This window comes from Nocardiopsis sp. RV163, from assembly GCF_001029525.1.
Lineage (GTDB): Bacteria > Actinomycetota > Actinomycetes > Streptosporangiales > Streptosporangiaceae > Nocardiopsis > Nocardiopsis dassonvillei.
Window position 1 is genome coordinate 1 of record NZ_LEKI01000172.1, and the last position, 11,902, is coordinate 11,902.

Genomic DNA, 11,902 nt, shown 5'->3' on the forward strand with positions numbered 1-11,902 from the left:
CTCCGGCCCCCGCCGACACGTCGCGACGCTCCGCCCGCCCCGCCCGGACGTTTCCTCGACCCGGGCATAGCCTGGCCGTATGCGTTCCTCCACCGCGCCGCGCGCCCTGGCCGCGCTGCTGGCCGACCTGGTCTGCGTGCTGGCCTTCGTCGTGATCGGCAGGACCGACCACGGGACCGGCACGGCCCTGGCCGAGATCGCCTGGACCGCGTGGCCCTTCGCAGCCGGGACGGTCCTGGGCTGGGCGGTCACCCGTGCCTGGACCGCCCCTGTCCGGATCTGGCCGACGGGGTTGTTCGTGTGGGCCGTGACAGTGGTCGGGGGGATGGCGGTACGCGTTTTCCTCGGGGAGGGCGCTCCGACCAGCTTCGTCATCGTCACCTCCCTGTTCCTGGCCGCGACCATGCTCGGCTGGCGCTGGGCGGCGCTTGTCGTCGCGAAGAGGAGACAGCGCCGCGCCTGAGGGGGAACACTGGGTGGCGGAACACAACCTCCCTCGCTAAGGAGCCCCCCGTGGCCGATCCCGTCACCCTCGCCATCGCCGCCGCCGTCGTCACCGGCGCGGTCGGCAAGATCACCGAAGCCGCGACCGAAGGCACCGTCGCCGCCTTCAAGTCCCTGCGCAAGGCGGTCTTCGCGCGTTTTCGCTCCGATCCCGAATCCCAGCAGGTCCTGGACGACGCCCTCCTGGAGCCGGAGGACCCCGGGGCGCTGGCCGCCGTCGCCGAGCGCCTGGAGCGGGCTGAGGCCGAGGAACCCGCGATCCGCGCGCTGATGGCGGAGCTGCGCGGCGAGTTCGTCCAGGAGGGCGACGGGGCCGTGCACAACAGCATCCAGGGGGACGTCAGCGGCAGGGCGCGCGTGTTCCAGGGCCGTGACTTCCACGGGGACATCCACCTGTAGGAGGTCCCACCGCGGAGCGTTCGTAAGCTGGAACAGATGAACGAGCACCCCGCACCCCAGTCGCCTCCCTCCGGCTCCGTCCGCGGTCCCGTCTCCACCGCGTCCGCGGACGGAGCCGGTGAGGACGAGGCGCGCGAGGTGGGCGTGGGCCCGTGGGAGGGCCCCTGGCCCGAGGGCGACCACTACGATCCCGAACTGCTGGCGGGCGGCGACCGCCGCAACGTCGTGGACCGTTACCGGTACTGGCGGCGCGAGGCGATCGTGGCCGACCTCGACACCGTGCGCCACCCCTTCCACGTCGCCGTGGAGAACTGGACGCACGACTTCAACATCGGCTCGGTCGTGCGCACCGCCAACGCCTTCGGGTGCGCGGCCGTGCACATCGTGGGCCGCCGCCGCTGGAACAAGCGCGGCGCGATGGTGACCGACCGCTACCAGCACGTCCACCACCACCCCGACACCGGGGCGCTGGTGGCCTGGGCCGAGGAGCGCGGGCTCGCGCTGCTCGGCGTGGACAACCTGCCGGGTTCGGTGCCGCTGGAGACCTATCCGCTGCCCAGGAACGCCGTGCTGGTGTTCGGCCAGGAGGGCCCGGGGCTCTCCGAGGAGGTGCGGCGGGTGTGCCGGGCCGTGCTGTCGATCTCCCAGTTCGGTTCGACCCGGTCGATCAACGCCGGGGCCGCGGCCGCGATCGCCATGCACGCCTGGGTGCGGGCCCACGTGTTCGACCAGCCGGTCCCCGCCGCCTTCTCCGCGGACGCCCCGGCCCCCACCACGACACTGTCGTGATGTTTCCGTGATCTACCATGGCCGAAAGGCCCCTACCAGAGAGATCCCGGGATGATTCCAACCGTCACAGCAGCCTCCCGTACCGCCACGATCGACGACGTCGCCGGTGTCGCACGCGTTCTGGCCAGATCAGCGCAGGAGGACCCGCTCTTCCGGTGGCTGTTCCCCGACGACGAGCTGTGGATGGCCCGGACGCGCCGCTTCTTCGCCCTGACCGCGGGCTTCGGCTACGTCCCCTCGGGTGACACCCGGGTCGCCGAGACCAGGGACGGCAGCGAGGACGCACCTGTGGTGCGCGGCGCGGCGCTGTGGGCTCCGCCCGCCGCCAACCCGGAGGGCCGGCTGGTGTCGCTGCGCACCTGGCCGCACTGGGCCCCCCTGATCGGCCGCACCCGGCTGGCGGCGTTCGTGCGCTTGTTCGCCGAGTGGAAGCTGGCCGCGCCCCAGGAACCCCACCTGTACCTGGCGGCGCTTGGCGTGGACCCGGCCGCCGTCGGCACGGGCGTCGGCGGCGGGCTGCTCACCTCGGGTCTGGACAGCGCCGACTCCCAGGGCCTGCCGGTGTTCACCCAGACGCTCAACCCCAAGACCGTCGGCTTCTACGAGCGGTTCGGGTTCCGGCTGGTCCGGGAGGCGGAGAGCCCCGAGGCGGGAACCAACTACTTCCTGCTGCGCGACCCCTCCTGAGGGCCCGCGGGCCCTCCGCCCCTTCCCGGGGAGCCGTCCCCCACCGCTGGCGGGGCTCGCCGAGTGACGCGTTACCCCGCCAAGGCCGATGCCCGCGTGATCATCGAGGCGGCCCCTCCGTCCTGTGTGACGGTGAGGGGCGCCGGCCGGCTCCACGCGGGCGCCGCTGCGTCCGCAGACCACCGCCTTCGGTGAGGACGCCCATCCGGACGTGCGGCAGAAGGCCGCCGCCCTCATGCGGTCGATCCTCATCGGCCGTCCCCTGTGGGACGGCAACAGGGGGCTGGGCTGGATCAGCGCCAGGCTGTTCCTCCGCCTCGACGGCCAGAAGGCAGGAAGACCCGACCAGAACGCCGCCTGCGACCTGGTCATCGCGGTCACCACCGGCGCCCTGGCGGACGTCCCCGAGATCGCCGACCGGCTCAGAGGACTCATGCCGCCCGCGGAGTGACCCCGGGAAACGGCGACGGGCCGCGCCCCGAAGGAGCCGGTCTCTGCGTTTTCCCCTCGCCCGGACCCGGCAACCGCTACCTTCGTGCCATGGAGATGCACCTGCACCTGCACGACGGCCTCCACGCCCTGCTCAGGGAGGTCGCGGAACGGGACGGCGTCAGCGTCGAGGCCGCGGTGATCACCGCCGTCGAGGACTTCGTCGCGAGCCGCCAGACGCGCAGGGTCCCGGAGCAGTCCCGGAAGACGGTGGAGCAGGACGCCGGACCACCCCGCCGCCCGGCGGAGTGACCTCCGCGAACGGCGACGGGCCGCGCCCCGAAGGAGCGCGGCCCGTGCGGTGCGACAGGTGGCGGCGGTCAGCCGACGCCCTTGCTGAGCGAACCCAGCAGGTCGCGGTTGAGCTGCGAGATCGTGTCCAGCGGGATGCCCTTCGGGCAGACCGCGGCGCACTCACCGATGTTGGTGCAGCCGCCGAAGTCCTCCTCGTCCTGCTGGTTGATCATCTTCACCACGCGCGAGGACCGCTCGGGCTGCCCCTGCGGGAGCATGCCCAGGTGCGTGACCTTCGCGGCGGTGAACAGCATGCTTGAGGCGTTCGGGCAGGCCGCCACGCACGCGCCGCAGCCGATGCAGGTCGCGGCGTCGAACGCGCGGTCCGCGTCCGGCTTCGGGATCGGGTTGGCGTGGGCGTCGGGCGCGGTACCCGTCGGGGCGCTGATGTAGCCGCCCGCCTGGATGATGCGGTCGAACGCGCCGCGGTCCACGACCAGGTCCCTGACGACCGGGAACGCCTTGGCCCGCCACGGCTCCACGGTGATGGTGTCGCCGTCGTTGAAGCTGCGCATGTGCAGCTGGCAGGTCGTGGTGCGCTCGGGGCCGTGCGCCTCACCGTCGATCACGACACCGCAGGCGCCGCAGATGCCCTCGCGGCAGTCGTGGTCGAAGGCGACCGGGTCCTCGTTCTCCAGCGTGAGCTTCTCGTTGAGGACGTCGAGCATCTCCAGGAACGACATGTCCGGGGAGACGTCGGTGAGCTTGTACGTGGCCAGCCGACCCTCGTCGTCCGGCCCCTTCTGACGCCATACGCGCAGGGTGATGTTCACTTGTAGCTCCGCTGCTTCATCTCGACGTACTCGTACTCCAGGGCTTCCTTGTGGAGCACGGGCTTGCTGTCATCGCCGCCGAACGCCCAGGCAGCCACGTAGGCGAACTCGTCGTCGTGGCGCAGCGCCTCGCCGTCCTCGGTCTGGCTCTCGGCGCGGAAGTGGCCGCCGCAGGACTCGCGGCGGTGCAGGGCGTCGATGCACATGAGCTCGCCCAGCTCCAGGAAGTCGGCCACGCGGTTGGCCTTCTCCAGGGCCTGGTTGAACTCCTCGTTGGTGCCCAGCACCTTGACGTCGCGCCAGAACTCGGCACGCAGCGCCCGGATGAGCTCGATGGCCTTGGTCAGGCCCTCCTCGCTGCGCTCCATGCCGCAGTACTCCCACATGATGTGGCCGAGCTCCTTGTGGAAGGAGTCGACGGTGCGGGAGCCCTGGACGGAGAGCAGCTTGTCGATGCGGGAGGTCACCTGGCCCTTGGCCGCCACGGCCTCGGGGTGCGACTCGTCGAGGGCCTCGAAGGGACCCGACGACAGGTAGTCGTTGATGGTGTTGGGCAGGACGAAGTAGCCGTCCGCCAGCCCCTGCATCAGCGCGCTCGCGCCCAGGCGGTTGGCGCCGTGGTCGGAGAAGTTGGCCTCACCGGTCACGAACAGGCCCGGGATGGAGCTCTGGAGGTCGTAGTCGACCCACAGGCCGCCCATGGTGTAGTGCACGGCCGGGTAGATGCGCATCGGAACCTCGTACGGGTTCTCGCCGGTGATGCGCTGGTACATGTCGAACAGGTTGCCGTACTTGGCCTCGACGGCGTCCTGCCCCATGCGAGAGATGGCGTCGGCGAAGTCCAGGTAGACGCCCAGGCCGCCGGGGCCCACGCCGCGGCCCTCGTCGCAGACGTTCTTGGCGGCGCGGGAGGCGATGTCGCGCGGCACCAGGTTGCCGAAGGCCGGGTAGATGCGCTCCAGGTAGTAGTCGCGCTCCTCCTCCGGGATCTGGCGCGGGTCGCGGGTGTCCCCGTGCGCCTTGGGCACCCAGATGCGGCCGTCGTTGCGCAGCGACTCGCTCATCAGGGTCAGCTTGGACTGGTAGTCGCCGCTGACCGGGATGCAGGTCGGGTGGATCTGCGTGTAGCACGGGTTGGCGAAGAGCGCGCCCTTGCGGTGCGCGCGCCAGGTCGCGGTGACGTTGGAGCCCATCGCGTTGGTCGACAGGAAGAACACGTTGCCGTAGCCGCCGGTGGCCAGCACCACGGCGTCGGCGAAGTGGGTCTCGATCTCACCGGTGACCATGTCGCGGACGATGACGCCGCGCGCGCGGCCGTCCACGACGATGACTTCCAGCATCTCGTGGCGGGTGTGCATCTCGACGCTGCCCGCCGCGATCTGGCGCTCCAGGGCCTGGTAGGCGCCGATGAGCAACTGCTGGCCCGTCTGGCCGCGCGCGTAGAAGGTGCGCGAGACCTGCACGCCGCCGAAGGAGCGGTTGTCGAGCAGACCGCCGTACTCGCGGGCGAAGGGCACGCCCTGGGCGACGCACTGGTCGATGATCTCGACGCTGGTCTGGGCCAGGCGGTAGACGTTCGACTCGCGGGAGCGGAAGTCGCCGCCCTTGACGGTGTCGTAGAACAGCCGGTAGATGCTGTCGCCGTCGTTGCGGTAGTTCTTGGCGGCGTTGATGCCGCCCTGGGCCGCGATGGAGTGCGCGCGCCTCGGGCTGTCCTGGTAGCAGAACGAGGTGACCTTGTAGCCCGCCTCGCCCAGGGTCGCGGCGGCGGAGGCGCCGGCCAGGCCGGTGCCCACCATGATCACGGAGAGCTTGCGCCGGTTCGCGGGGTTGACCAGCTTCGCCGAGAAGCGCCGCTTGTCCCAGCGCTCGTTGATCGGGCCCTCCGGGGCCTTCTCGTCCCGGATCGGTTCGCCGACGCGGTAGAAGTCGTTGTCAGACAATTAACTCACCAGTCCAAAGGTGACCGCCAGAGGCGGGAGCAGGAAGCCGACCGTCACGATCAGCGACAGGCCCACGGCGACCGCGTTGAGCTTGCCCTGACGGCTGGCCTGGTTGGCGCCGAGGGTGGCCAGGGCGCTCCAGATGCCGTGCCGCAGGTGCAGGCCCACAGCGATCACGGACAGGATGTAGAACAGGGTCACGTACCAGAACTCGGGCTGGAACCCGTTCACGAGCCGCTCGTAGGGGCTGTCGGACGCACCGCCGGGGGCGATGGTGTTCGTGGTCAGGTGCAGGATGTGGAAGACCACGAACAGCGCGACCAGGACGCCGCCGTAGCGCATGGTGTAGGAGGCGTAGCTGCGGGCCACCCTCTTCTTCACCTGGTAGCGCTGGTCAGCCGGACGCGCTCTGCGGGCGCGGGCCCACAGCGTCACCGCCGCGTAGATGTGGATCAGGACGCTCGCCAGCAGGACGATGCGGAAGATCCACAGGAATCCGCTCTCGGGCAGCAGCGGGTAGCCCAGCTCCCGGAGGCTGTGGGCGTAGCCGTCGAAGGCCTCCTGGCCCGAGAACACTTTCAGGTTGCCGTACATGTGCGCGATCAAATACAGCACGAGGATCGCCCCGGTGATCGCCATCGCTGCCTTGAGCGCCACCGTGGACCCGTAGGCCGTAGACCGCTTCTTGGTCAAGGTACTGTTCGCCACAGCCTGTCACTGTAAGTTCTGGGTAAGCCTGGAGTCCAAGTCATCGGGACGCTTGAGTCGATAGACGTAGGCTATGGAACATGCAGTTCCAGCAGTTGGCCTACTTCGTCGCGGTGGCCCGCACACGCCATTTCACCCGCGCAGCAGAGCTTTCGCGCGTCGCACAGCCCAGTCTGAGCAAGCAGATCCGCAGCCTCGAACAGGAGCTGGGCGCGCCGTTATTCAGTCGTGCCCGGGGAAACATCACACTCACACCGGCCGGCGAGGCGCTGCTTCCGCTCGCCCAACGCATGCTCGCCGACCTGGAGACGGCCCGGCGCGAGGTGGCCGAGCTGGCCGGGGTGCGCCGGGGCCGTGTGCGCCTCGGCGCGACCCCGTCGCTGTGCGCGGGGCTGCTGGCCGACGTGCTCGCCGACTTCCATACCCGTTTCCCCGGCATCGAACTCCAGGTGGAGGAGAGCGGCTCGCGCGACCTCATCCGCGACCTGGGGCGGGGCGAACTGGACCTGGCGCTGATCATCCTGCCGCTGCACAGCAGCGACCCCGACTTCTCCACGACGCCGATCCTGCGGGAGAACCTGGTGGTGGCGAGCCCGATGGCGGGCCCCTCCCCCAACGGGCGGGCCTCGATCCGCATCACCGAGCTGCGGGGCCGCCCGCTGGTGATGTTCCGGCGCGGCTACGACGTGCGCGAGGCGACGCTGCGCGCGTGCCGGGCGTCGGGGTTCGAGCCCGAGCTGGCCGTGGAGGGCGGGGAGATGGACGCCGTGCTGCGGTTCGTGGAGGCGGGCATGGGGCTGGCGGTGGTGCCGAGCATGGTGCTGCGCAACCGGCAGAGCCTGCGCGGGACCCCGCTGACCCGGCCGCGCCTGCTGCGGACGGTGGCGCTGGCGCGGCGCCGGGACGTGGAGCCCTCGCACTCGGCGGAGGCGTTCCGCCGCCACCTCAACGGCTACCTGCTGGGCATGTCGCCGCAGGACCTGGGCCCGGACCTGGAGGTTTTGCTCTCCCCCGAGGACGGGGCGGACTGACCCGCCGGTCGGACGCGGTTCCCGTCCAGCGGAGGCGGGTCCCGCCGGACTCCCCGTTGCGGATGACCGGTGCCGGATTCGGGCGATGGCCTCCTTTACCACACGCCACTGGCGCACCTGAAGCAACCCGATCGCCAAAAGGGATTTCTGGCCACTTGATCCGACAAAACACCCCAATTAAGCGCTCAAAAGTGGCGCATTTCACATAGCTTTCCCCGACGCCTTCCCCCCTCCGGGACGTGACCGTGATCACAACGCCCTAACGTTGCGTTGCGGAACGGTTCGCGACGGCTCCTGCGCGCGGCCGTCCTGCGCGGCGGTCACGGCCGAAGCAGGCGGGCACCGCGCCCCGCCCGACCGGGACCTTCCTTCCCACAGGAGGTGCGAGACAACGGTGACAGCGACCGAGAACGCAGGCCCCGGGGGCGGCCGGGCACGCATCCCCCAACGAACCCTGCGCACCGACGACTGGTGGCTCGGCCCCCTCCTCACCGCGCTGGGGCTGGCCGCCTTCGTCGTCTACGCGACCCTGCGGGTGTTCCAGCAGGACCACTACTGGGTCCAGGAACACCACTACCTCACCCCGTTCTACTCGCCGTGCATCGCGCAGCAGTGCGCGCCCGACGCGGCCCTGTTCGGACGCCTGCCGGTGGAGTTCCCGCCGCTCATCCCCTACGCCCTGGTCAGCCTGCCGATCCTGCTGCTGTTCCGGCTGACCTGCTACTACTACCGCAAGGCCTACTACCGCTCGTTCTGGTTCTCTCCCCCGGCGTGCGCCGTACGCGAGCCCCACGGCGCCTACACCGGCGAGACCCGCCCGCTGATGCTGGTCCAGAACGGCCACCGCTACTTCTTCTACGCGGCCTTCGCCATCACGCTCGTCAACACGTGGGACATGCTGATCGCCTTCCTCCACGGCACCGGGGGCGGCTTCGGCGTCGGGCTGGGCAACCTGATCATGCTCCTCAACGTGCTCATGCTGTGGGGCTACACGCTCAGTTGCCACTCGTGCCGCCACATCTTCGGCGGACGGCTGCGCAGCTTCGGCAGGCACCCCGTCCGCTACTGGATGTGGGGCCGCCTGTCCGTACTCAACCACCGGCACATGTACTTCGGCTGGCTGAGCATCGCGACCCTGATCCTCACGGACGCCTACATCGCCCTGATCGCCAGCGGCACCATCGACGACCTGCGCATCCTCAACTGAGCCAAGGGGAAGGAAGGCACGACCAGATGCCCCCCACAGCAGAACCCGGGATCACCCGGTACGCCTACGACGTCGTGGTGATCGGGGCGGGCGGAGCCGGGCTGCGGGCCGCGATCGCCGCCCGCGAGCAGGGCAAGCGCACCGCGGTCGTCTCCAAGTCGCTGTTCGGCAAGGCCCACACCGTGATGGCCGAGGGCGGCGCCGCCGCCGCTCTCGGCAACGCCAATCCGGAAGACGAGTGGCGCGTGCACTTCCGCGACACCGTGCGCGGCGGCAAGTTCCTCAACGATCCGCGCATGGCCGAGCTGCACGCCCGGGAGGCGCCCGAGCGCATCCTCGAACTGGAGTACTGGGGCGCGCTCTTCGACCGCACGGCCGAGGGAAAGATCAGCCAGCGCAACTTCGGCGGCCACGAGTACCCGAGGCTGGCGCACGTGGGCGACCGCACCGGCCTGGAGATGATCCGCACCCTCCAGCAGCGGGTCGTCGCGCTCCAGCAGCAGGACGCCGTGGAGCTGGGCGACCCCGAGGCGCGCATCCGCGTGTTCGCCGAGACCGCGATCACCCGGCTCATCACCGAGGACGACGTACCCGGCACCGGTGCCGGTACCGGTGCGACGGCAGTGGACGCGGCCGTGCGGCCGGACGGCGGCGCGGGCGGGGCCACCTCCGTGGACCCGGCCCCGGGCGGGGACACGGGTGCGGGCCCGGCCGGGGGCGCAAGGAGGCCGGGGCGGATCGCCGGCGCGTTCGGCTACCGCCGCGTGGACGGCGGGTTCGTCCTGTTCGAGGCGCCCTCGGTGGTCCTGGCCACCGGCGGCATCGGCAAGGCCTTCCGCACCACCTCCAACTCCTGGGAGTACACCGGCGACGGCCACGCGCTGGCGCTGCGGGCCGGGGCCTCCCTGATCAACATGGAGTTCGTCCAGTTCCACCCCACCGGGATGGTCTGGCCGCCGTCGGTGAAGGGCATCCTCGTCACCGAGTCGGTGCGCGGCGACGGCGGTGTGCTGCGCAACTCCGAGGGCGAGCGGTTCATGTTCGGCTACGTGCCGGACGTGTTCCGCTCCCAGTACGCCGAGAGCGAGGAGGAGGCCGACGGCTGGTACGACGACCCCGCGGGGCACCGCAGGCCGCCGGAGCTGCTGCCCCGCGACGAGGTCGCGCGGGCGATCAACACCGAGGTCAAGGAGGGGCGGGGCTCGCCGCACGGCGGCGTGTTCCTGGACGTGTCCACGCGCCTGCCCGCCGAGGAGATCGTCAAGCGGCTGCCGTCCATGCACCACCAGTTCAAGGAGCTGGCCGACGTGGACATCACCGCCGAGCCCATGGAGGTGGGCCCCACCTGCCACTACGTGATGGGCGGGGTGCGGGTGGACGCCGACACCGCCGCCTCCGACGTGCCCGGGCTGTTCGCGGCCGGTGAGGTGGCGGGCGGCATGCACGGCTCCAACAGGCTGGGCGGCAACTCCCTGTCGGACCTGCTGGTGTTCGGGCGCCGGGCCGGGCTGGGCGCGGCGGCCTACGTGGACGGGCTCGGCGACCGGCCCGCACCGGACGGGCTCCTGGACCGGGCGGCGGACGAGGCGTCCTCGTACGCGCTGCGCCTCCTCAGGGCGGAAGGCGGAGAGAACCCGTACACGCTGCACGCCGAACTCCAGGAGACCATGAACGACCTGGTCGGCATCATCCGCAGGGGTCCGGAGATGGAGCGGGCCCTGGAGCGGCTGGAGGAGCTGGCGGAGCGCTCGCGCGCGCTCAGCGCGCCGGGCGACCGGGTCTACAACCCGGGCTGGCACCTGGCGCTGGCGCTGCCCAACATGGTCCTGGTCTCACGCGCGGTGGCCGCGGCCGCCCTGGAGCGCACGGAGTCGCGCGGCGGGCACACGCGCGAGGACTTCCCCGGCATGTCGACCGAGTGGCGGCGGGTGAACCTGGCGGTGCGGGCCGACCGCTCCGACCGGGTGTCGCTGTCACGGCTCGTGCTCGCCGACATCCCGGCCGGGCTGCTCGCCCTCTTCGAACGCGACGAGCTGGCCAAGTACCTGTCGGAGGAGGAGCTGCCCGCGTCGGGGGCGGCGGACGCGGCCGAGGAGGGCCAGTCATGAGCGAGCGCGTGTTCCGGGTGTGGCGGGGTTCGGGCGAGGGCGGGCTCGCCGAGTACCGGGTCGAGGTCAACGAGGGCGAGGTGGTGCTCGACGTGCTGCACCGCCTCCAGGCCACGCAGACCCCGGACCTGGCGGTGCGGTGGAACTGCAAGGCGGGCAAGTGCGGTTCGTGCTCGGTGGAGATCAACGGACGTCCCCGGCTGTCCTGCATGACGCGGATGAGCGTGTTCGAGGACGACGAGGTGGTGACGGTGACGCCGATGCGCGCCTTCCCGGTGGTCCGGGACCTGGTGTGCGACGTGTCGTACAACTACCAGAAGGCGCGGGAGATCCCCTCGTTCACACCGGATCCGGCCAAGGCCCCGGGCGACTTCCGGATGAGCCAGGAGGACGTGGAACGCCAGCAGGAGTTCCGCAAGTGCATCGAGTGCTTCCTGTGCAACAACACCTGCCACGTGATCCGCGACCACGAGGAGAACAAGGAGCACTTCTCGGGTCCGCGTTACCTCATGCGGGTGGCGGAGCTGGAGATGCACCCCGAGGACACCGCCGACCGCAGGCTCATCGCCCAGGAGGAGTTCGGGCTGGGGTACTGCAACATCACCAAGTGCTGCACGGAGGTGTGCCCGGAGAACATCCGCATCACCGACAACGCGCTGATACCGCTCAAGGAGCGCGTGGTGGACCGCAAGTACGACCCGCTGGTGTGGCTGGGGTCCAAGATCGGCGTGCGGCCCAAGGACACCCCGCCGGTGCCCAACGTCGGGCGGTACTCCGACCCGACCTGAGGCCGGTCCCGTCCGCCGACCCGGCACTGCGCTGCGCGGTCGGCGGACGGAGTGCTCCCCCGGAGGGTGGCGTTCACGCCGTCGCACCCTGCCGCTGCCGGAGCAGGAGGCGGATGCGGGAGGTGAGCTCGTCCCACTCGCCTGGCGGGGTTGGCGCGGGCGAGGGTCGCGGGGGTCCGACG

Annotated in this window: 13 protein-coding genes; 10 read left to right on the forward strand and 3 right to left on the reverse strand. The window is 70.8% G+C overall.

Translation table 11 applies throughout. The annotated features are described in order from the left end of the window. Window positions 1-79: 79 nt before the first annotated feature. The 6 genes from ABD54_RS22550 (at window position 80) to ABD54_RS22575 (ending at window position 3,120) form a co-directional block, all read left to right on the forward strand. A complete protein-coding gene (locus tag ABD54_RS22550) occupies window positions 80-463 on the forward strand; it encodes a DUF3054 domain-containing protein (protein ID WP_047871534.1) in 384 nt (127 codons plus the stop codon). A gap of 50 nt (window positions 464-513) precedes the next feature. Next, the gene (locus ABD54_RS22555; RefSeq protein WP_047871535.1) at window positions 514-903 is read left to right on the forward strand and encodes a hypothetical protein; all 390 of its coding nucleotides are present in this window, start codon (window positions 514-516) and stop codon (window positions 901-903) included. A gap of 36 nt (window positions 904-939) precedes the next feature. Next, window positions 940-1,692 (forward strand): TrmH family RNA methyltransferase, encoded by a 753-nt coding sequence (locus ABD54_RS22560; protein WP_047871536.1) that lies wholly within the window; start codon window positions 940-942, stop codon window positions 1,690-1,692. A 51-nt stretch (window positions 1,693-1,743) separates the two neighbouring features. After that, entirely contained in the window at window positions 1,744-2,379 is a 636-nt protein-coding gene (locus ABD54_RS22565; RefSeq protein WP_047871537.1) for a GNAT family N-acetyltransferase, read from the forward strand. 211 nt (window positions 2,380-2,590) lie between these two features. Continuing rightward, window positions 2,591-2,830 carry a type II toxin-antitoxin system death-on-curing family toxin gene (locus ABD54_RS29205; RefSeq protein WP_235432158.1) on the forward strand — a complete coding sequence of 80 codons (240 nt, stop codon included), beginning with the start codon at window positions 2,591-2,593 and terminating at the stop codon, window positions 2,828-2,830. A gap of 89 nt (window positions 2,831-2,919) precedes the next feature. Further along, window positions 2,920-3,120, forward strand: a complete 201-nt coding sequence (locus ABD54_RS22575) for a hypothetical protein (RefSeq protein WP_047871538.1) — start codon at window positions 2,920-2,922, stop codon at window positions 3,118-3,120. Between the two features lie 68 nt (window positions 3,121-3,188). Here the strand turns inward: ABD54_RS22575 and ABD54_RS22580 are convergent, their stop codons facing one another. From ABD54_RS22580 to ABD54_RS22590, 3 genes are read right to left on the reverse strand one after another with little or no spacing between them, the layout of a single operon-like run. Beyond that, on the reverse strand, window positions 3,189-3,935 hold the full coding sequence (locus ABD54_RS22580) for a succinate dehydrogenase/fumarate reductase iron-sulfur subunit (protein WP_017564106.1): 747 nt from the start codon (window positions 3,933-3,935) through the stop codon (window positions 3,189-3,191). After that, a complete protein-coding gene (locus ABD54_RS22585) occupies window positions 3,932-5,878 on the reverse strand; it encodes a fumarate reductase/succinate dehydrogenase flavoprotein subunit (RefSeq protein ID WP_047871539.1) in 1,947 nt (648 codons plus the stop codon). Before ABD54_RS22585 ends, ABD54_RS22580 begins: the two co-directional genes overlap by 4 nt. Then, window positions 5,879-6,535, reverse strand: a complete 657-nt coding sequence (locus tag ABD54_RS22590; RefSeq protein WP_082166951.1) for a succinate dehydrogenase cytochrome b subunit — start codon at window positions 6,533-6,535, stop codon at window positions 5,879-5,881. A 131-nt stretch (window positions 6,536-6,666) separates the two neighbouring features. On the opposite strand from ABD54_RS22590, the gene ABD54_RS22595 reads away from it, so the two are divergent. The 4 genes from ABD54_RS22595 (at window position 6,667) to ABD54_RS22610 (ending at window position 11,720) form a co-directional block, all read left to right on the forward strand. Continuing rightward, the gene (locus tag ABD54_RS22595; RefSeq protein ID WP_047871540.1) at window positions 6,667-7,617 is read left to right on the forward strand and encodes a LysR family transcriptional regulator; all 951 of its coding nucleotides are present in this window, start codon (window positions 6,667-6,669) and stop codon (window positions 7,615-7,617) included. 394 nt (window positions 7,618-8,011) lie between these two features. Then, entirely contained in the window at window positions 8,012-8,824 is an 813-nt protein-coding gene (locus ABD54_RS22600; protein WP_047871541.1) for a hypothetical protein, read from the forward strand. Window positions 8,825-8,850: 26 nt separating this feature from the next. Then, complete coding sequence (locus ABD54_RS22605) at window positions 8,851-10,932, forward strand: fumarate reductase/succinate dehydrogenase flavoprotein subunit (protein ID WP_047871542.1); 2,082 nt, start codon at window positions 8,851-8,853, stop codon at window positions 10,930-10,932. After that, window positions 10,929-11,720 (forward strand): succinate dehydrogenase/fumarate reductase iron-sulfur subunit, encoded by a 792-nt coding sequence (locus ABD54_RS22610; protein WP_047871543.1) that lies wholly within the window; start codon window positions 10,929-10,931, stop codon window positions 11,718-11,720. The genes ABD54_RS22605 and ABD54_RS22610 overlap by 4 nt, the downstream gene beginning before the upstream one ends. The last annotated feature ends 182 nt before the right edge of the window (window positions 11,721-11,902 follow it).

Coding starts and splice junctions, on each gene's coding strand:
- ABD54_RS22595 (WP_047871540.1), top strand. CDS start 6,667: ATGCAGTTCCAGCAGTTGGCCTACTTCGTCGCGGTGGCCCGCACACGC.
- ABD54_RS22610 (WP_047871543.1), top strand. CDS start 10,929: ATGAGCGAGCGCGTGTTCCGGGTGTGGCGGGGTTCGGGCGAGGGCGGG.
- ABD54_RS22575 (WP_047871538.1), top strand. CDS start 2,920: ATGGAGATGCACCTGCACCTGCACGACGGCCTCCACGCCCTGCTCAGG.
- ABD54_RS22565 (WP_047871537.1), top strand. CDS start 1,744: ATGATTCCAACCGTCACAGCAGCCTCCCGTACCGCCACGATCGACGAC.
- ABD54_RS22605 (WP_047871542.1), top strand. CDS start 8,851: ATGCCCCCCACAGCAGAACCCGGGATCACCCGGTACGCCTACGACGTC.
- ABD54_RS22560 (WP_047871536.1), top strand. CDS start 940: ATGAACGAGCACCCCGCACCCCAGTCGCCTCCCTCCGGCTCCGTCCGC.
- ABD54_RS22550 (WP_047871534.1), top strand. CDS start 80: ATGCGTTCCTCCACCGCGCCGCGCGCCCTGGCCGCGCTGCTGGCCGAC.